Origin of the sequence: Micromonospora sp. NPDC023956, from assembly GCF_040639195.1 — a bacterium.
Classification (GTDB): domain Bacteria; phylum Actinomycetota; class Actinomycetes; order Mycobacteriales; family Micromonosporaceae; genus Micromonospora.
Genome location: NZ_JBEZZN010000007.1, coordinates 29,345 through 48,046, shown reverse-complemented (window position 1 = coordinate 48,046; position 18,702 = coordinate 29,345). Strand labels below are relative to the sequence as shown.

At 73.7% G+C, this 18,702-nt stretch carries 18 protein-coding genes; 4 read left to right on the top strand and 14 right to left on the bottom strand.

The annotated features are described in order from the left end of the window. Window positions 1–33: 33 nt before the first annotated feature. Window positions 34–981 (top strand): diacylglycerol kinase family protein, encoded by a 948-nt coding sequence (locus AB0F58_RS15610; RefSeq protein WP_357142782.1) that lies wholly within the window; start codon window positions 34–36, stop codon window positions 979–981. A 423-nt stretch (window positions 982–1,404) separates the two neighbouring features. Then, window positions 1,405–1,662: a WhiB family transcriptional regulator gene (locus AB0F58_RS15605; RefSeq protein ID WP_088982262.1), complete on the top strand. Its 258-nt coding sequence runs from the start codon at window positions 1,405–1,407 to the stop codon at window positions 1,660–1,662. 124 nt (window positions 1,663–1,786) lie between these two features. Here the strand turns inward: AB0F58_RS15605 and AB0F58_RS15600 are convergent, their stop codons facing one another. The 4 genes from AB0F58_RS15600 to AB0F58_RS15585 form a co-directional block, all read right to left on the bottom strand. Beyond that, window positions 1,787–2,563 carry a CbiX/SirB N-terminal domain-containing protein gene (locus AB0F58_RS15600; RefSeq protein WP_357143240.1) on the bottom strand — a complete coding sequence of 259 codons (777 nt, stop codon included), beginning with the start codon at window positions 2,561–2,563 and terminating at the stop codon, window positions 1,787–1,789. 62 nt (window positions 2,564–2,625) lie between these two features. Further along, window positions 2,626–3,390 carry a phosphoadenylyl-sulfate reductase gene (locus AB0F58_RS15595; RefSeq protein WP_357142781.1) on the bottom strand — a complete coding sequence of 255 codons (765 nt, stop codon included), beginning with the start codon at window positions 3,388–3,390 and terminating at the stop codon, window positions 2,626–2,628. Next, window positions 3,387–3,605, bottom strand: a complete 219-nt coding sequence (locus AB0F58_RS15590) for a hypothetical protein (RefSeq protein ID WP_357143295.1) — start codon at window positions 3,603–3,605, stop codon at window positions 3,387–3,389. The genes AB0F58_RS15595 and AB0F58_RS15590 overlap by 4 nt, the downstream gene beginning before the upstream one ends. Window positions 3,606–3,654: 49 nt before the next feature. Continuing rightward, window positions 3,655–5,367 carry a nitrite/sulfite reductase gene (locus AB0F58_RS15585; RefSeq protein ID WP_357142780.1) on the bottom strand — a complete coding sequence of 571 codons (1,713 nt, stop codon included), beginning with the start codon at window positions 5,365–5,367 and terminating at the stop codon, window positions 3,655–3,657. A 385-nt stretch (window positions 5,368–5,752) separates the two neighbouring features. Between AB0F58_RS15585 and AB0F58_RS15580 the strand changes: the two genes are divergently transcribed. Continuing rightward, on the top strand, window positions 5,753–7,318 hold the full coding sequence (locus AB0F58_RS15580; protein ID WP_357142779.1) for a glycosyltransferase family 39 protein: 1,566 nt from the start codon (window positions 5,753–5,755) through the stop codon (window positions 7,316–7,318). 29 nt (window positions 7,319–7,347) lie between these two features. Here AB0F58_RS15580 and AB0F58_RS15575 read toward each other — a convergent pair whose 3' ends face one another. Next, window positions 7,348–8,880 carry a histidine kinase N-terminal domain-containing protein gene (locus tag AB0F58_RS15575; RefSeq protein ID WP_357142778.1) on the bottom strand — a complete coding sequence of 511 codons (1,533 nt, stop codon included), beginning with the start codon at window positions 8,878–8,880 and terminating at the stop codon, window positions 7,348–7,350. 61 nt (window positions 8,881–8,941) lie between these two features. Next, window positions 8,942–9,973 (bottom strand): SIS domain-containing protein, encoded by a 1,032-nt coding sequence (locus AB0F58_RS15570; RefSeq protein ID WP_357142777.1) that lies wholly within the window; start codon window positions 9,971–9,973, stop codon window positions 8,942–8,944. 187 nt (window positions 9,974–10,160) lie between these two features. On the opposite strand from AB0F58_RS15570, the gene AB0F58_RS15565 reads away from it, so the two are divergent. Then, entirely contained in the window at window positions 10,161–11,981 is a 1,821-nt protein-coding gene (locus AB0F58_RS15565) for a tetratricopeptide repeat protein (protein ID WP_357142776.1), read from the top strand. Window positions 11,982–12,035: 54 nt separating this feature from the next. Here the strand turns inward: AB0F58_RS15565 and AB0F58_RS15560 are convergent, their stop codons facing one another. The 8 genes from AB0F58_RS15560 to AB0F58_RS15525 form a co-directional block, all read right to left on the bottom strand. Then, a complete protein-coding gene (locus tag AB0F58_RS15560; protein ID WP_357142775.1) occupies window positions 12,036–13,796 on the bottom strand; it encodes a DHA2 family efflux MFS transporter permease subunit in 1,761 nt (586 codons plus the stop codon). Between the two features lie 186 nt (window positions 13,797–13,982). Beyond that, window positions 13,983–14,291: a hypothetical protein gene (locus AB0F58_RS15555; RefSeq protein WP_357142774.1), complete on the bottom strand. Its 309-nt coding sequence runs from the start codon at window positions 14,289–14,291 to the stop codon at window positions 13,983–13,985. 187 nt (window positions 14,292–14,478) lie between these two features. After that, window positions 14,479–14,694 (bottom strand): biotin/lipoyl-binding carrier protein, encoded by a 216-nt coding sequence (locus AB0F58_RS15550; protein ID WP_357142773.1) that lies wholly within the window; start codon window positions 14,692–14,694, stop codon window positions 14,479–14,481. A gap of 510 nt (window positions 14,695–15,204) precedes the next feature. Then, window positions 15,205–15,492 (bottom strand): mycothiol system anti-sigma-R factor, encoded by a 288-nt coding sequence (gene rsrA / locus AB0F58_RS15545; protein ID WP_357142772.1) that lies wholly within the window; start codon window positions 15,490–15,492, stop codon window positions 15,205–15,207. Window position 15,493: 1 nt separating this feature from the next. Continuing rightward, the gene (locus AB0F58_RS15540; RefSeq protein ID WP_357142771.1) at window positions 15,494–16,315 is read right to left on the bottom strand and encodes a sigma-70 family RNA polymerase sigma factor; all 822 of its coding nucleotides are present in this window, start codon (window positions 16,313–16,315) and stop codon (window positions 15,494–15,496) included. A gap of 255 nt (window positions 16,316–16,570) precedes the next feature. Continuing rightward, window positions 16,571–17,215 carry an alpha/beta family hydrolase gene (locus tag AB0F58_RS15535; protein WP_357142770.1) on the bottom strand — a complete coding sequence of 215 codons (645 nt, stop codon included), beginning with the start codon at window positions 17,213–17,215 and terminating at the stop codon, window positions 16,571–16,573. A gap of 44 nt (window positions 17,216–17,259) precedes the next feature. Beyond that, window positions 17,260–17,652 (bottom strand): WhiB family transcriptional regulator, encoded by a 393-nt coding sequence (locus tag AB0F58_RS15530; protein WP_357142769.1) that lies wholly within the window; start codon window positions 17,650–17,652, stop codon window positions 17,260–17,262. A gap of 196 nt (window positions 17,653–17,848) precedes the next feature. Beyond that, window positions 17,849–18,577 (bottom strand): SOS response-associated peptidase, encoded by a 729-nt coding sequence (locus tag AB0F58_RS15525; RefSeq protein WP_357142768.1) that lies wholly within the window; start codon window positions 18,575–18,577, stop codon window positions 17,849–17,851. Window positions 18,578–18,702 lie beyond the last annotated feature (125 nt).

Here is an 18,702-nt window from a genome sequence, read left to right as displayed (position 1 = left end):
GATACCCGCGCGGGATCGCGGTACAGTCCGGCCATGCGGGCCGTCCTGGTAGTCAACCCGAAGGCCACCACCACCAGCGAACGCAGCCGGGACGTGCTGGTTCGGGCGCTGCGCAGTGAGGTGGACCTCTCGGTGCGGTACACCCGTCGCCGGGGGCACGCCACGGACCTGGCCCGGGAGGCGGCCGAGGAGGGCGTCGACCTGGTCGTCACGCTCGGTGGCGACGGCACGGTGAACGAGGTGGTCAACGGCCTGATGACGGCGGACCCGCCGACCGTCACCGGGGGCACGTCCGCCGACCGCCTGCCCGCGCTCGCCACGGTGCCGGGTGGGTCGACCAACGTCTTCGCGCGGGCGCTGGGGCTGCCCCGGGAATGGCCCGACGGCACCAGCATGATCTTGGAAGGGCTCCGATTGGGCCGTTCCCGGACGATCGGACTCGGCCTGGCCGGTGATCGCTACTTCACCTTCTGCGCCGGCTTCGGGCTCGACGCGGCGGTCGTGCATCGCGTGGAAATGGCACGGAAGCGGGGCCGTGTTTCCACTCCGTCGCTATATCTTCGCGCTGCGGTGAATCAGTACTTCCTCGGCTCCGACCGGCGCCATCCGATGATCCGGTTGGAGCGTCCGGGAGCGGAGTCGGAAGGCGAGTTGGCCACCGCCATCATCCAGAACACGGCCCCTTGGACGTATCTCGGCGAGCGGGAGATCAACCCGAACCCGGACGCCTCATTCGACCTCGGTCTTGACGTGATGGCGCTTCGTCAGCTAAGGGTGGCGAGTACGTCACGCACGGTGACTCAGATGTTCTCCCGGCACCCGGACCCCCGGGGGCGACAGGTGCTCCGCCTGCACGACGTGGCCGAGTTCACCTTGGTCGCGGCCCGTCCGCAGGCGTTCCAGCTCGATGGGGACTACCTTGGAGAGCGGGAGAAAGTTAGATTCACATCCGTACCCGACGCACTGAGAGTAATCTGCTGAGTCTGGGGTACGGCTCTTGGTTGGCGCGACGGCGACGCGCCGGGAGGGCGAGCTGCCGGATATGCCTGCAATGTCGCGCGGACTGTACTATATTGATCCTCGGCTACGGGGCGGTGCGGTGGGGCCGGTCCGGGAAACCGGACAAAAGGTCGTGAGCTTGCTCACCGCCGAGAAGTTTTTCGGAGCGTCACCCTTGACATTCCGGTAGTTCGTGAAAGCATTCACAAGCGGACTTGAGTTACCGGGACATTGCACGGATTGCTCGGCTTGTCGAGTCGCTCCACAGTGTCCCAGGGCTAACGGCCTGCTCACGCATTGCTGATTAGATGAACGCGAACCGTCACCATCGGCAGTGCGGATGCAAATAGGAAAACGGAAACAGCAAGAAACTGCCAACCACCCAGAATGAGGAGTGTTGCCGCCATGGACTGGCGCCACCATGCTGCCTGCCGCGACGAGGACCCGGAGCTGTTCTTCCCGATCGGGACGTCCGGGCCGGCCCTGCTGCAGGTCGAGCAGGCCAAGGCCGTCTGCCGGCGGTGCTCCGTGACCGACGAGTGCCTGAAGTGGGCACTGGAGTCCGGTCAGGACGCCGGCGTCTGGGGCGGAATGAGCGAGGAGGAGCGTCGCGCCGTGAAGCGCCGCGGCGGTCTCCGGGTGCTGCGCGCTCACTCCGCCTGACCACACACACCACGGGACGCCCCGCCAGCCCTGCTGGCGGGGCGTCTTCATTCCCCCGTTTCCCGCCCGGTCGTCCCGCGACCGACGGCGACGTCGATCACCGGACGACCGCCGGCTGAGCCGGTCAACCGATGGGGTCGACGGGCCGCGCGGACGCGGTGATGCGGGTCAGCAGCAGGCGGACCAGGTCCGTGGTGCCGGTCAGCGGGGCGGCGACCGCCACCGCGCCGGCTGCCCGCGCCGCCGCCGTCACCGCGTCGTGGAACAGTCCCGGCGCCAGGAAGTACGCCGACACCGCCACCCGCCCGGCCCCCGCCGCCCGGAACCGGGCCACCGCCGCGTCGACGGTCGGCGCGGCGGCCGAGGCGTACGCCACCCGGCAGGGCACCCCGTAGCTCGCACCGAGTGCGGCGGCGACCCGTCCCACCGAGGCGCGTGCCCGCGCGTCCCGGGTGCCCGCCGCCGCCAGCACCAGTGCGTCGAACCGCCCCGCTCCCGCCTCGGCGAGCCGGTGCCGCAGCCCGCCGAGAAGTGTGGCGTCCACCACCCCATCGGTCGGGCCGAGGACGTCGGTCACCCGGACCGCCATCGGCGGCCCGGCGGCACCGGCCTCCGCCACCGCCGCCGGAACGTCCACCCGCCGGTGGTAGGCGGCGGTCAACAGCAACGGCACCAGCACCGCCCGTGCGTGCCCGGCGACGGCCAGCCCCCGGAGTACCTCCACCGGCGTGGGTGCGGTGTGGTCCAGCCAGCTCGGCAGGACCACCGCGCCGGGACGGGCGACGGCGACCGCGTGGGCCAGCGTCCGGATCGCGGCGGCGGCGCGGGGGTCCCGACTGCCGTGGGCGACCAGCACGACCGGCTCGGACCGGGTCACCGCCGCCGTGCCGGCGGCGGGCACCCGTGCCGACCAGCCCGGGAAGGCAGCCGGTGTGCCGCCGGCCCGCCCCGCCGCCCCCGGGATCAGGCGTGCAGTCCGCACTCGGTCTTCTCGAACATCGCCCAGCGGCCGGCGCGCGGATCCTCGCCCGCCTTCGTCCGCCGGGTGCACGGCCAGCACCCGATCGATCCGTAGCCCTGCCGGAACAGGTCGTTCACCGGCACCCGGTGCCGGACGACGTAGCCGTCCACGTCCGCCTGGGTCCAGGTCGCGATGGGGTTGACCTTCACCCGGCCGCGCCGCTCGTCGTAGCCGACCACCGGGGTGTTCGCCCGGGTGGGCGACTCGTCCCGGCGCAGCCCGGCCGCCCAGGCGTCGTAGCCGGCCAGTGCCCGTTCCAGCGGCTCCACCTTGCGCAGCCGGCAGCATTCGTCCGGCGACTTGTTGAACAGCCGGGGACCGTACTCGCCGTCCTGCTGCCCCACGGTCAGCCGGGGACGGATCGAGCGGACGTTCACCGGCAACGTCCGGGCCACCTCGTCGCGGATCCGCAGCGTCTCCGGGAAGTGCAGCCCGGTGTCGAGGAAGACCACGTCGACCCCGGGCGCGACCCGGGACACCAGGTGGGCCAGGACGGCGTCCGCCATCGAACTGGTGACGCACAACCGGTCGCCGAAGGTCTCCGCCGCCCAACGGGCGATCTCCAGGGCCGGCGCGCCCTCCAGCTCCCGTCCGGCCCGGGTGGCCAGCTCCCGCAGCTCGTCCGGGCTGCGCCGGCCCGGCTCCGCCGGGGCGGGCCGACCGGGGCCGACCAGCCCGAGCCCGGCGGCCGACACCAGGCCGCTCATCGCGCCACCGCCCCGGGCAACGGTCCGGTACCCGGCCCGGCCGCCACCTCTCCCGCCGGCCCGCCGGCCGCCCGGGAGAGCAGACCGGTGAACCGCACCGTGAAGACCCGGACGCAGGCGTGGCACTCCCACGCGCCGTGCCCGGCCTCGCTCGGCCGCAGGTCCTCCTCACCGCAGTACGGGCAGTACAGCGGCACCGACCGGCTCTCGCTCATCGGGTCACCTCGTGGGGACGGGACGCACTGACGCGCCTGCTTCGCCCGCTCATCGGAGTTCCTCCTCGTCGACCCGGACCACCCAGTTGGCGAACGTCTCCCCCTCGGTCCGGCCGGCCAGGTACCGCCGGGCCACCCGTTCCACGTACTCCGGCAGTTCCTCGGCCGTGGTCTTCAGACCGCGCAGCTTGCGGCCGAAGCCGGAGGTCTGCCCCTGCGCCATGCCGAGCCCGCCGCCCAGGTGCACCTGGAAACCCTCGACCTGGCGGCCGTCCGGACCGACCACGAGCTGGCCCTTCAGGCCGATGTCGGCGACCTGGGTCCGGGCGCAGGCGTTCGGGCAGCCGTTGATGTGGATGGAGATGTCCGCGTCGAACCCGCGCAGCCGCTCCTCCAGCCGGGCCACCAGCTCCTCGCCCCGCGCCTTGGTCTCGACGATCGCGAGCTTGCAGTACTCGATGCCGGTGCAGGCCATCGTGCCGCGCCGCCACGCGGACGGCTCGGCCTCCAGGCCGATCCCGCGCAGCGCCGTCACCAGCGCGGCGGTCCGCTCCGGTGGCACGTCCAGCACCAGCAGCTTCTGGTACGGGGTGAGCCGCACCCGGTCGCTGCCGTGCGCCTCGACCACGTCGGCGAGGTGGGCGAGCTGGGTACCGGAGACCCGCCCGACCACCGGGGCGGCCCCGACGTAGTTCCGCCCGTCGGCCTGCTGGCGCACCCCGACGTGGTCGATCGGGCGGGACGGGAGGTCCGGCGCGGGACCGTCCAGCAGCGCCCGGCCGAGGTACTCCTTCTCCAGCACCTCCCGGAACTTCTCCACCCCCCAGTCGGCGACCAGGAACTTCAGCCGGGCGCGGTTGCGCAGCCGGCGGTAGCCGTAGTCGCGGAAGATGCCGACCACGCCGGCCCACACGTCGGGCACCTCGCCCAGCGGCACCCAGACGCCGAGACGCTTGGCGAGCATCGGATTCGTGGAGAGCCCGCCCCCGACCCAGACGTCGAAGCCGGGGCCGTGGTCGGGGTGCTCCACCCCGAGGAAGGCGATGTCGTTCGCCTCGTACGGGGTGTCGACCAGCCAGGAGATCGAGGACTTGAACTTGCGGGGCAGGTTGGAGTACTCCTTGTCGCCGACGTACCGGCGGACGATCTCGTCGACCGCCGGGGTCGGGTCGAGCACCTCGTCGCGGGCCACCCCGGCGACCGGGCTCCCGAGCACGATCCGGGGACAGTCCCCGCACGCCTCGGTGGTCTGGAGGCCGACCGACTCCAGCCGCCGCCAGATCTCCGGCATGTCCTCCACCCGGATCCAGTGGTACTGGATGTTCTGCCGGTCGGTGATGTCGGCGGTGTCCCGGGCGAACTCCCGGGAGATGTCGGCGACCACCCGCAGCTGCGCCAGGCTGAGCTGCCCGCCGTCGACGCGCACCCGGAGCATGAAGAACTCGTCCTCCAGCTCGTGCGGCTCCAGCACGGCGGTACGACCACCGTCGATGCCGGCCTTGCGCTGGGTGTAGAGGCCCCACCAGCGGAACCGGCCGCGCAGGTCCTGGGGGTCGATCGAGGCGAAGCCCCGGTGGGCGTAGATGTTCTCGATCCGGGCGCGGACGTTGAGCGGGTCGTCGTCCTTCTTCATCCGCTCGTTCGGGTTGAGGGGCTCCCGGTGCCCGAGCGCCCACTGCCCCTCACCCCGGGGGCGGCGGGGGGCTCGGGCGGCGGTCGCCACCGGGCGCTCGGGCCGAGCCGGGGTGCTGTTGACGGCCATCGCGGCGTCCTCCGTTGTCTGGTGATCGCGTCGGTACGAGCGCGGGACGCGCCGGCCGGCCCGGGATTACCGGGCGGGGAGACAACGGTGTCGGAGAGCCGGCGCGGATGCGCGCCCGAGACGGGTGGTCGGGCGTCGTCAGTAGGCCGGACAGATGGCGCTGCGGACGCGACCGTAGTCGACGTGGCGGCGGGCCACGAGGCGACGATCGACAGCGGCGGTCATGTCGCCCATGCTGCCACACCCGCGAGAACCCGGCCAAGGTCCCGGTGCGCCATCCCACATCACGGGCCACCTCGGAACACGCACTCCGGACCCGGCCGGACAGATCGACCTACTCCGATCACCGGGTCGTCGGCGGGCGCCGCGTGCGACGCTTCGGGGTGTGGTCGGCGGATCCGACGTACCGGGCGGACGGCGGGAGCGGCTACGGCGCGCCGGCCGCCCGGTGTGGCTCTGGCCGACGCTGCTGACTCTCGTCGTCACCGGCACCGGGGTCGGGCACGCCCAGCCGTGGCGGGACGAGTTGGCCACCTGGAGCGCGGCCACCCGTCCACTGCCCGACCTGGCCCGGCTGGCGGCCACCGTCGACGCCACGGTCGCCCCGTACTACCTGTTCGCCCACGGCTGGGTGGCGCTCTTCGGGGACTCGGTGACGGCGCTGCGGATCCCGTCCGCGCTGGCCATCACCGGGGCGGCCGGCCTCACCGCCGTCCTCGGGGAGCGCCTGTTCGGGACCCGGGCCGGTCGGCTGGGCGGGCTCCTCTTCGCGGTGTTGCCGAGCACCTCCCGGTACGCGCAGGAAGCCCGACCGTACGCCCTCGCCACCCTGCTGGCGGTGGCCGCGACCGTGCTGCTGGTGGCGGCACTGCGCCGGCCGGGCCGGGGCCGGTGGGCGGCGTACGCCGGGGTGGTGACCGCCCTCGGCCTGGCACACCTGGTCGCGCTGGCCCTGCTCGTCGCGCACGCCCCGGCGGTGCCCGGCAGGGCGTTCCGCCACTGGCTGCTCGCCCTGGTGCCGGCGGTGGCGGTCGCGGTCCCGCTGGCGCTGCTCGCCCGACGGCAGCAGTCCCGCCAGTTGGGCTGGGTGGATCCGGCCCGCCTCGGCGACCTGGCCGGGCTGCCCGGCTCGCTGACCGCCAGCGCCGCGGTGGGCGGTCTGCTGGTCGGCCTGGCCCTGCTCGGCACCGCCCGGCAGGCCGAGCAGGGCCGGGCCGACACCGCCCGCGCGACCGACACCGCCCAACGCACTGGCCACGCCCCGGTCGAGAGCGACACCGCCCGACCGGTGGTCGGCGGCGGGCCGACGGGGGCACCCGTCGACCGGAGGTGGGGGTGGGTGATGTTGGTGGCGGTGGCGGCCCCGGCCGCGCTGCTCTTCGTCGCCGGGCTGGTGACCCCCGTCTGGGTGCCGCGCTACCTGGTCTTCACCACGCCGTTCCTCTGTCTGCCGGCCGGGGCGCTACTCGCCTCGGTACGCCCGGTCCCCGCCCTGGCGGTGGTCGGCCTCACCGCCGCCCTCGGCGCGCCGGCCCAGCTCGACCTGCGCCGTACCCACGACTGGCCCCGCTCCGCCCAGGTCGACTACCGTGCGGCGGCCCGGGTCGTCGCCGCCGGGCAGCGCCCCGGCGACGGGGTCGTCTACGGCTCCCGGGACGGTTTCCTCTTCCTCGACCTCGGTCTGGCGTACCACCTCGGCGACGAGCGGCCCCGCGACGTGCTGGCGGTCCTCGACCCGGTTCGGGCCGGCGACCTGCGCGCGGTGGAGTGCCCGCGACCGGCCCGCTGCCTGGCCGGGGTGGACCGGGTGTGGCTGGTGGTGGCCGGTCACCGGGCCGACCCGACCGCCGCCCTGCCGACCGCGAAGCGGGAGGCGCTCGACCGCTTCTCCCCCACCGACCGCTGGACGGTGCCGGGCGTCACCGTCGTCCTGCTCGCCCGGCCGGGCTGAGGTGGTTGCCGGCCACCGCCCCGGCCCTCTCAGCGGGGGCGGGTTGCGGCGAGCGGGACGACCAGCACCGCCTCGGTGCCGCCGCCGGCGCGGTTGCGCAGCTCGATGGTGCCCCGCAACTCCCCGGTGGCCAGGGCGCGGACGATCTGGAGGCCCAGGTTGCCGCCGCGCTCGGCGTCGAAGTCGGCGGGCAGCCCCCGGCCGTTGTCGTCCACGGTCACGTGCAGCTGCTTGCGGAAGCGGTGCGCGGAGACCACCACCTCCGCCCCGGCGGGCACGGTGCCCGGCTCGGGGGCGGCGTCGCTGGGCGGGAAGCCGTGCTCCACGGCGTTGAGCAGCAGTTCGTTGAGGACCATCACCAGCGAGGTGGCGATCTCGGCAGGCAGCACGCCGAAGCTGCCCTCCCGGCGCATCCGCACCGGGGTGTCGGTGGCCGCGACCTCGGCCGCCGCGCGGGCCACCCGGTCCACGATCCCGTCGAACTCGACCGCCTCGTCGCTGGACATGGAGAGGGTTTCGTGGACCAGCGCGATCGAGGCGACCCGGCGTACCGACTCCTCCAGCGCCGCGCGGGCGGCCGGGATGCCGACCCGGCGGGCCTGGAGCCGCAGCAGGGCCGCCACGGTCTGAAGATTGTTCTTCACCCGGTGGTGGATCTCCCGGATGGTGGCGTCCTTGGTGATCAGCGCGCGGTCCCGACGGCGGACCTCGGTGATGTCGCGGACCAGCACCAGCGCGCCGATCGGCACCCCGGCCGGCATCAGCGGCAGCGCCCGGGTGAGCATGGTCGCCCCCCGGGCGTCGATCTCGCGGCGGGGTGGGGCCTCACCCCGCAGCGCGGCGAGGATGCCGTTGGCCGCGTCGGTTCCCTCCAGGGGATCGGTGGCGAGCCGGCGGTGCAGCACCGCCAGATCCTCGCCGACCAGGTGCGAGGCGAATCCGAGCCGCCGGTACGCCGACTGCGCGTTCGGGCTGGCGTAGGTGACCTTGCCGCTGGCGTCGAGCCGGACCAGCCCGTCGCCGACCCGGGGCGCGGAGGTCGTCTCGCCCGGGTGCCGGGGCGGTGGGAAGGTGCCGTCGGCGAGCATCTGGGCCAGGTCGTCGGCGGTGGTCAGGTAGTTCAGTTCGAGCTGGCTGGGGGTGCGGGCGGTGGAGAGGTTGGTGTCCCGGCCGACCACGGCGATCACCTCACCCGCCTCGCCGTCGGCGGTGCGCAGCCGCACCGGTACCGCCTCGTGCCGGGCGGGGACGTCGCCGTACCAGACCGGGTCGCCCTCCCGCCAGATCCGGCCCTGGGTGTACGCGATCGTCAGGTGGGCCACCTCCGGCCCGCCGACGATCCGCCCCACCTGGTCGTCGAGGTACGCGGTCGGGGCGGTGGTCGGGCGGACCTGGGCGACGCAGAGGAAACTCTCGTCGCCGTCGACGGGCACCCAGAGGAGCAGGTCGGCGAAGGACAGGTCGGACAGGAGCTGCCAGTCGCCGGCGATCCGGTGCAGGTGGTCGACGTCGGCCGGGCGGAGCTGGGTGTGCTCCTCGGCGAGTTCGCGCAGCGTGGACACCCGGACAGCGTGCCACGCTGGGCTGCGCGTCGTCCGGCCGGCCGCCGCGCGGGCGGCCCGGTCACATCGTCGCGGTGACCTTCTTCAACCCCCGCGGTGCGTCCGGGTCCTCGCCCCGGGCGAGCGCCAGGCTGAGCGCCAGCCGCTGCAACGGCAGGATGTCGAGCAGCGGCGCGTACCGCTCGTCGACCTCGGGGACGACCATCCGGGTGGCTCCCTCGACGTCGGCCGAGCCGACCACCACCACGTCGGCGCGGCGCTCGCCGAGCCGGGGCAGCACCTCGCGCATGGAGCGTCCGCCGGGGCCGGAGCCGACCACGGCCAGCACCGGCACGTCCGGGTCGGTCATCGCGAGCGGGCCGTGCAGCAGGTCCGCCCCGGAGAAGGCGAGCGCCGGCAGGTAGGAGGTCTCCATCAGCTTCAGCGCCGCCTCACGGGCGGTCGGGTAGGCGTACCCCCGACCGGTGGTGACCAGGCGCGCGGCGAACCGGTAGCGGGCGGCGAGCTGGGTCGGGGTGGGGTCGGCGAGGGTGCGCGCGGCGAGGTCGGGCAGGGCGTCGAGCGCCGCGCGCTCGTCGGCCGGCAGGGTGCCGTCGCCGTTGCGGATCCCCTCGACCAGCAGCAGCAGGGCCAACAGCTCGGCGGTGTACGTCTTGGTGGCGGCGACGGCCCGCTCGTGCCCGGCGGCGATGTCGACGCTGAGCTCGGCGGCCTCGGCCAACGGCGACCCTGGGGCGTTCGTGACGGCGAGGGTGAGCGCTCCGGAGGACCGGGCCACCCGGAGCACCTCGACCAGGTCGGGTGAGCCGCCGCTCTGGCTCACCCCGACGACGAGGGCGTCGGAGAGGTCCGGCCGGGCACCGAAGACGGTGATCGTGCTCGGCGATGCGAGCCCGGCGGGAATGCCGAGCCGGATCTCGGTGAGGTACGCCCCGTAGAGCGCGGCGTGGTCGGAGGTGCCGCGCGCGGTGAAGACCACGTGCCGGGGTCGCCGCCGGGCGATCACCGCGGCCACCCGGGCGATCGGCCCGGCGAGTTCGGCGGAGAGCAGCCGCGCGAAGCCGGCCGGCTGCTCCTCGATGTCGGCGGTCATTCCCGCTCCCGGAACCGTCACCGGTAACCTCCCTCTCCTGCGCGTTTCCGCGCGCTTCATGCTCAGTGTTGCATTTTTTGCCCCGTGGCGACAACGCAACGAGCATGAATGCGCAGAGGGGTCCCAGGGAAGCCGGTCATCCCCTACGCTGGCCGCACCCGAGAACCACGCCGAGTGAAAGGGCACCGTGTCCGAGGGAGAGGACGACCCCCGCCTTTCCGCCGAGGGAGAACTGGCCCTGGCCCGGCTCGCACTGGACCAGGGCGACCTGCGGCACGCCGCCGGTCACGTCGCGGGCGCGATCGCGTACGCCCCGACCATGCCCGAGGTGCACGAGACGCTGGCCCGGATCGCCGCGATCAGCGGCGGCGGCATCGACCTCTTCCCCCTCGAGCAGCACGTCTTCGTCGGGGCGGTGGTCGCCCGCGCCCACCTGCTGGCCGCCGCCGGCCGGGCCGGCGAGGGACTGGAACTGCTCGCCGCCGCGACCGGGCACACCCCGCAGGCCGACTGGGCCGGCGTGCCCTGGGTCACCGAGCCGGAGCTGGCGGAACGACTCGACCCGGAACGGGGCGCACGGATCCTCATGCAGGTCTGCGCGGCCGTGCCCGATCCGGTGCCGAAGGCCGCCCGCGCGCCCCTGCGGCCGTACCTCACCCTGGCCCGGCACGCGGTCACCGTGCACACCGAGCACGGCCTGCTGCTGGGGGCGGCGTCCGCGCTGGCCCGGCGGGTCGGCGAGGTCGAGCTGGCGATCCGCTGGGCCGACCGGGGGGTCCGCGCGCAGCCGTCCAAACTGGGCGAGGTCTGGCTCGGGTACGCGTACCGCAGCGCCGGCCGCACCCGCGAGGCGCTCGCCGCGCTCGGCCGCGCCGTCGAACACGACCCCGACGACCTCGCGGTCTACGCCGACATCGCCGGCACCCTGGCCGACAACGGCCGTCTCGACGAGGCACTGGCCTGGATCGACCGGGCGCTGGCCCGGGATCCGACCTTCGACTGCGCGGTGCACACCGCCCACCGGCTGCGGCACCAGCGCGACGGCCGGGTCGGACACCTGGTGGCGCTCGCCGACTTCACCCGGGACCACCCCGACGACTCCCACGAGCACGGCGACCTCGCCGAGTGCTGCCGGGGGCGGCCCTGGCTCGGCCAGCTCACCCCGGCCGGCGGGCCGGCGGTGGAGGCGCTGCGCCGACTCACCGCCACCGACCAGCCCACCGGCGGGCCGCCCCTGCGGTTGCCCGCCCCGCCGCCGCCGAGCGCGCTGCGCACCCTCTCCGTGAGCCGGCCCGGCCTGCGGGTGGCGGCGGCCGAGGTGACCGGACCGGACCCGCGCACCCCCCGGCGGGCCGGGGTACGTCCGCTGTGGCGGTACACCGGCGACGGCGTCGTGCCGCTGGTGCCGAAACCCTCGGCCGTCGCGGTGGAACGGATCCAGCAGCTCGCCCACCCCGCCTGGCCGCACCCCCCGGCGGCGTACGACGCGGCGGTCGGGCTGGCCACCCTGGACGGGGTCGACCTGCTCGGCCTGCTGGCGCACCCGCCGGCCGCCCCGCCCACCGCGCTCGGCATCGTGCTCGGTCAGGATCCGTCCCTCTGGGTGCGCTGCGTACAGGTGTGGGCCTGCCTGGGGCTGCTGCACCACCGCACCGACGAGCCGTGGGCCGGCTCGACCCGCCGCCGGATGCTGCTCGACCTGGTCTGGGGCGTGGAGGACTGGACCACCGAGGCCGCCCTCTTCGCACTGGTCACCGCCGCCTGGGTCGACCCGTCGGTCCGCCCCGACGTGGCCGGGGTGATGGCCGCGCGACTCGCCGACGCGGTCACGGTGGGCCGGGAACGTCCGGTGCCGATCCTCGTCTCGCTGGCCCATCTGGCGCTCGCCACGCCCGACCTCGACGAGGCGAGCACCGTGCTGGCCGGTCAGGTGATCGGCGAGCCGCCGGCCGCGCACCCGCTGCGCCGGCTCTGGCGTCGACTCACGCGCCGCCTCCGCCGGCGCTGACCACACCGGTCCGGGGCCGGTCGACGTCGCGCCGCTGCCGGCTCCGGTGGTCGGTCAGCGCAGCGGGTCGGGCGGCAGCCCGGGAATGCTCCGGGTGCCCCGGCCGGCGGTCGCCGGGGACGGGCTCCCGGCGGTGTCCGGTGGGACACCTCCCGCGCCGGCACGGGCCGCCGGATCGCCGGTTTCCGGCGAGAGGGCGCGACCGCCGGCGGGCGAGGGGGTTCCGGCGCCCACGCCCGGCACGTTCTGGGCGGCGTCGGGGGACACCGCCCCGGCGCCGTCACCGGCGGGGATCTCGGGACCGGACCGGAGCGGGATCTCCCGGATGAACCAGGCGACCACCGGGATCGCCACGGCGAAGAACACCGCCCAGACGAAGACGTGCGCGATGGAGTCGGCCAGGCCGCCGAGGACGGCCACCCGCAGGGGTCCGGGGAGCGCGTTCAGCGCCGCCGGATCCACCCCCTGCTCACCCCCGTCGCCGCTGAGCGCCGCCCCGGCCGGGGAGTCGGCGAGGCGGTTGGCGAAGACCGCGCCGAAGAGGGAGATGCCGAAGGAGCCACCGATGGAGCGGAAGAAGGTGGCCGCGCCACTGGCCGCGCCGAGATCCCGCTGCTCGACGCTGTTCTGCGCGATCAGCATCGTGGTCTGCATGAGGAGACCCATGCCGGCTCCGAACACGACCATGAAGAGCCCGGCCTCGACCCGGCTGGTGCCGGCGTCCAGCAGGGTGAACAGGGCCAGGCCCACGGTCATCACCACGCCGCCGACGATCGGGAAGATCCGGTACCGGCCGGTGCGGGTGATCGCCCGGCCGACGACCAGCGACACCACCAGCATGCCGAACATCAGGGGCAGCAGGAGCAGTCCGCTCTCGGTGGCCGAGGCTCCCTGCACGGTCTGCTGGTACAGCGGCAGGAAGTTCATCGCCCCGAACATCGCGAAGCCCAGCAGGAAGCCCATCACCGAGACCAGGGCGAAGTTCCGGTTCGCGAACAGGCCCAGCGGCAGGATGGGCTCGGCCACCCGCCGCTCGACCAGGACGAAGGCACCGAGGGTGAGCAGCGCGACGGCCGCCAGGCCGAGGATCTGCGGGGAGAGCCAGGCGTACTGGTTGCCACCCCAGGTGGTGATCAGCACCAGCGCGGTGATGCCGACCGACAGCAGCGCGGCGCCCAGCCAGTCGATCCGGTGCTCGGTGCGGTACCTCGGCAGCCGCAGGGTGACGATCAGCAGCACCAGGGCCACCCCGCCGAGCGGGAGGTTGACGTAGAAGGCCCACCGCCAGGAGAGGTGGTCGGTGATGAATCCGCCGACGAGCGGACCGGCGACCATGGCGATCGCCATGACGCCGGCGAAGAGGCCCTGGTAACGGCCCCGTTCCCGGGGCGGGACGAGATCACCGATGATCGCCATGACCCCGACCATCAGCCCGCCGGCGCCCAGGCCCTGCACCGCGCGGAAGGCGATGAGCTGGGTCATCCCGCTGTCCGCGCCGCCGAGCACCGTCAGACCGGCCATGCCGCAGAGCGCCGAGCCGAACAGGAAGACGCCGACCGAGCTGAGGAAGACCGCCTTGCGGCCGTACAGGTCGCCCAGCTTGCCCCAGATCGGGGTGGAGACGGTGGTGCCGAGGACGTACGCGGTCACCACCCAGGTGAAGTGGTCGAGCCCGCCGAACTCGCCGACGATCCGCGGCAGCGCGGTACTGATGATCATGTTGTCGAGCATCGCCAGCATCATCGCGATCATCAGCGCGACGAGGACGAGCCGGACGTTCGGAGGCCCGGCGACGGACTGCTTGGCCTGGCTCATGGGCTCCCCCGGATGCGCGACCGACCGACGTGCCGACCGGTCGGTCAGCTTACGCCCCGGAGGCCGCAGGTCGCTGCCGGTTGCCGTCGGTGGACCGGGTGAGCCGGGGCACAGCTGAGAACGCCGACGGCGCGTCCGCCGGGAACCGACGGACGCGCCGCGTGGGTCAGCCCGGAGAGCCGACCGTCAGAACTTGTAGCAGTAGATCTGCACGTTCGCGTTGTAGTAGTACGGCCCGGACGGCGTGACGTTGCTGTAGGTCGTCCGGCAGTCGAGGAACGCGTTGAAACCCGCCAGCTCCGCCTTCCACTTGGCGTCGTTCTCCGCCATGTAGATGGCCATCGAGGAGGTGGAGCTGGATCCGTAGCCGTTGTACCAGCCGACCGCCTGCGCGCCCTCGCTGGCGGCGGACGCCGGGGCGGCACCCGCCAGCATCGACACGGTGAACGCACCGGCGACGGCGGTGGCCGCGAGGACCCTGCGGAACATGCGCATGACAGCTCCGTTCTCTGTTCGGTGGATGTGTCGAGCCTGCCAGTCCCATCGACGGGAGTCAACATCTACTGACGAATGTGTCATCGCGATGAAGAAGTTGCGTCAGGTGAATTCCACCGAACTGTCCGAGGGCCACCGGGACGTGGGGCGACCCGGTCCGCCGTCCGCCCCGCAGGCGGGCGGACCGTCAGTCGATCACCGCGATCAGGTCACCGTCCTGGACGACGTCGCCCTCGTTGACGGCGAGCTGCCGGACCACACCGTCGCTCTCGGCCACCACCGGGATTTCCATCTTCATCGACTCCAGGATCACCAGCGTGTCCCCCTCGGACACGGCGTCCCCGGCCGACGCGACGACCTTCCAGACGTTGGCCACCATCTCGGCACGGATCTCGTCGGCCATCGGACGGCCCTCCCTCTCCACGGGTTGCTTGCGAACGGTATCCAATCACGTGTCGGCCCCTCGCGCGGCACGTGTGGCAGGTGGACGGCGTCGTCCGGGCGGGGCCACGGGCCGGGTCGGCACGACCGCGGACGAGGTGGCCGACCCGGGGCGCCGATCCGCCGGGAGAACACCGGATGACGCCCCAGCCGGTGGGACAGGGACCGGCGGCACTAGCATCAGCGGGTCGGCCCGCAGGCGTCGAGAGACCGGTGCGACCGGCTCCCCGGTCGCGCAGCGGCCCACCAGGACTCGTCACAAGGAGGTCACCATGGCGAAGAAGGCCCGCAAGAAGAAGGCCCGTAAGAAGAGCGCCGCCAACCACGGCAAGCGCCCCAACTCCTGATCGACGGGACCGGTCGAGCACCGGTCGCGCGTTCGGGACAAACACCGGTGGCCCGGGTCGGAGTCGACCCGGGCCACCGGTGTGTGGTGTCCGTCGCCGGAGCGCGCCGGTGAGCAGCCGGCCGGTCAGTCGGCCAGTTCGCGGGACTCGGAGGCCTCGAAGACGACCAGCTCGCTGAGCCGGACCCGGAGCCGCTCCCGCAGCTCCGCCGGTGCGGTCTCGTTGCCGCAGCAGCGGGCCACCAGCGCCTTGACCTCCTGCTCGATGCCGTACTCCCGCAGGCAGGGGCTGCACTCGTCCAGGTGGTCGCGAATCAGTAGGCGGCGTTCCTCCGCGCACTCCAGATCCAGGTAGAGGTAGACCTCCGCGAGCACCTCGCGGCAGTCCGTCTCGTGCGGCTCCCCACAGCTCACGTCACACCTCCCGACCGGCGGCGGTGGTCGGACCACCGGAGGAACGGGCGGCGGAGAAACCGCGTTCCGCCGCGTAGCGCTCCAGCAGCTTCCGCAGATTACGTCGACCCCGGTGCAGTCGGGACATCACCGTACCGATGGGCGTGCCCATGATCTCGGCGACCTCCTTGTAGGAGAAGCCCTCGACGTCGGTGAGGTAGACGGCCAGCCGGAACTCCTCCGGAAGCTGTTGCAGCGCCTCCTTGACGTCGGTGTCCGGGAGCCGGTCCAGCGCCTCGGTCTCGGCGGAACGCAGACCGCTGGAGGTGTGCGACTCGGCCTCGGCGAGCTGCCAGTCGGTGATCTCCTCGGTCGGCGCCTGGATCGGCTGCCGCTGCCGTTTCCGGTAGGAGTTGATGTACGTGTTGGTCAGGATCCGGTAGAGCCAGGCCTTGAGATTCGTCCCCTGCTCGAACTGGTGGAAGGCGGCGTACGCCTTCAGGAACATCTCCTGGAGCAGGTCCTCCGCGTCGGCCGGGTTGCGGGTCATCCGCAACGCCGCCGCGTAGAGCTGGTCGACGAAGGGCAGCGCGTCGCGCTCGAAGCGCGCCCGGCGCTCGTCCGTCTTCTCGGTGGTCAACCGCACATCCCCTCGCGTCGGATGCCTTCCCGCCGAGAATACGCGTACGGACCTGTCCGCAGATTCACTTTCCACCGGTGTGCTGGTGCTCACGCCACCGCCCACGACCGACGCCGTCGCGGACCACGTCGGCCCGTCCAGCAGCCGGCGCAACCGACGCGCGTCCCGCTCGTCCCGTTCCCGGCTCCGTGTACCGGTCGACACCGGTCACCCCTCTCGGTTGTCCGCAACCCCGTCCAGGGGGTGCAACACCGACCCACCGGCGACACATTCCGCCCCCGTTCCCGGCCCCAGCGGCACCGGGGGGTGAACACTGGGACCAGGAAGGGCCTGGGAGGGCGGTGCCCGCCACGGAAGCCGGCACCAATCGATGCAACGACCCGTCCTCGGCGGGGGTCACGGCCGCCACGCGGGCCCGTACCCGGAGCGCGCGGCCGGACGGCGCGGATCCCGAAAGGTTCACGGCCGGTCGGCGGGACCGTCCCCGGGGCGGTCGGCCCACCCCCGGGCGTGCAGCCAGTCGACCACCACGGCGGCGGTGCCCGTCGGGTCGCCGCGCAGGTCGTGCCGCTCCCCCGGGCGGACCACCACCCGCACGGGCGGTCCCGCGTCCGGCACCCCGAAGGGGTCGCGGTCCCCGTTGACCACCAGCGTGGGCAGCCCGGTGTCGAGTTCCGCCGCCCGCGAGCGCTCCGGCCGGCCCGGCGGGTGCAGCGGGAACGCCAGGGCGACCACGCCCGACGCGCCGACCGCGCGGGCCGTCCGGCAGGCCACCCGCGCACCGCTGGAGCGTCCGCCCACCAGGAGCGCCGGCACGGCGGGGTGGATCCGGCGCAGCTCGGCCAGCACCGCCGTCCAGGCCTCGTCGAGGTGGCCGGCGGGGGCCGGGGCACGCCGCCCGGCGACCCGGTACGGCTGGGTGACCCGGACGACGAGCACCCCGGCCGGCACCGCCGCGTCCCGGAGCGCGACCAGGTCGGGTGCGTCCACCCCGCCGCCGGCGCCGTGCCCGAGCACGAGCAGGCTCGTCACCGGCCCGATCGGCGGATCGGTGTCCAGCCACGCCGGGCCACGGGGCGTCTCGACCTGCACGCGGTGTCGCACCGGCCCATTCTGCGCCGGAGCGCCGCCGGGCGACCCGGCGCGGGTCAGGAGAGCGGCACCAGGGCCAGCAGCCGGTCACGGACCGGCGGGCCGGCCTCGTCGGCGGCGTCCGGATCCGGTTCGACCTCGCTGCGCCAGGCGACCAGCATCGCCCGCCGTTCCCGGGGTGTGGTGCCACCCCAGACCCCGTGATAGTCCCCGGCCTCCAGCGCCCAGGCCAGGCAGGAGCCCTGCACCTCGCAGGAGCGGCAGAGCGCCACCGCCGCGTCGGCCGGCTCGTTCGGCGCCGGAAAGAACGTCTCCGGGTCCACGCTGCGGCAGGTTCCCTTGGTGCGCCACGCGTCATCCTGGCGTCGTTCGCGCAGGGCCCGCAGCAGTCGCGGATCGCGCCGCGCGGCGGCCACTTCGTGCGGTCGGGGCATTCGCGCCCGTGTCATCAACCCACCTCCCCCGTGGGACCGGCTAGATCGGCGATGGTCGATCGCACCGTGCGATCGACACCCACTACCGGCGCTGTGTTCTATCGCACTTGGACACACGGGGACAAGAGTCTGCCGGAAAATGGGCGGATATTCGCACCACGATTCGCCCACAACTCTGGCAAATCAGTACCCGACAATGCGCCGACGTCGTTCAGAACAGCGTCATTTCGTCGGCCGTCTCCGCCACCGGCGGACGGCGACGCGGCACCGGCACACCGGGCACCCGGGTGGTCAGCTCCGGCCCGCCGTTGCGGACGTTGCCCACCGCCGCTCCGACCGGACGGACCTCCAGTCCGGCCAGCCACGTCTCGTCCGCGCCGAGCAGGGCGGTCGGGTCGGTGTTGGGGGCGAGCCACCGGCCCCAGCGATCCGGCGGGAGGAGCACCGGCATCCGGTCGTGCACGTCGGCCAGCACGCCCAGGGCGGCGGTGGTGAGCACGCTACAGGTGAGCCGGGGACCGTCCGGCCCCCGCCACACCGACCAGATCCCGGCGAGGGCGAGCACGTCGCCGTCGGTCCGGGTCAGGTAGCAGGGCTGCTTGCCATCTCCGGTACGGGCCCACTCGTACCAGCCGTCGGCGGGCACCAGGCAGCGGCGGCGGGCGAACGGGGCGGCGTACGCCCGGCTGGTCGCCACCGTCTCCACCCGGGCGTTGATCATGCGCGCCCCGGCCGCCGGGGAGGTCGCCCACGGGGGCAGCAGTCCCCAGCGGGCCATCGACAGGGCCCGGGTGCCCTCGTCGTCGACCCGGACCACCGGCACCGGTTTCGTCGGCGCGACGTTCCAGTCCGGCCGCAGCCGGTCGCCGGTGTCGTCGTACGCCTCGAAGAGCTGGCTCAACGTCCCGGAATCACGGGTGGTCGCGTACCTGCCGCACATGTGCACACGCTAACCCGCCCGGCCGACTCCGACCGTCCCGCCGACAACGGAGGGACGGCTCCCGCCGGCGCTGGACGACCGGCGACCCGCCGGCGGCCGGACGACCGCGTCCCGCCCACCGGGAG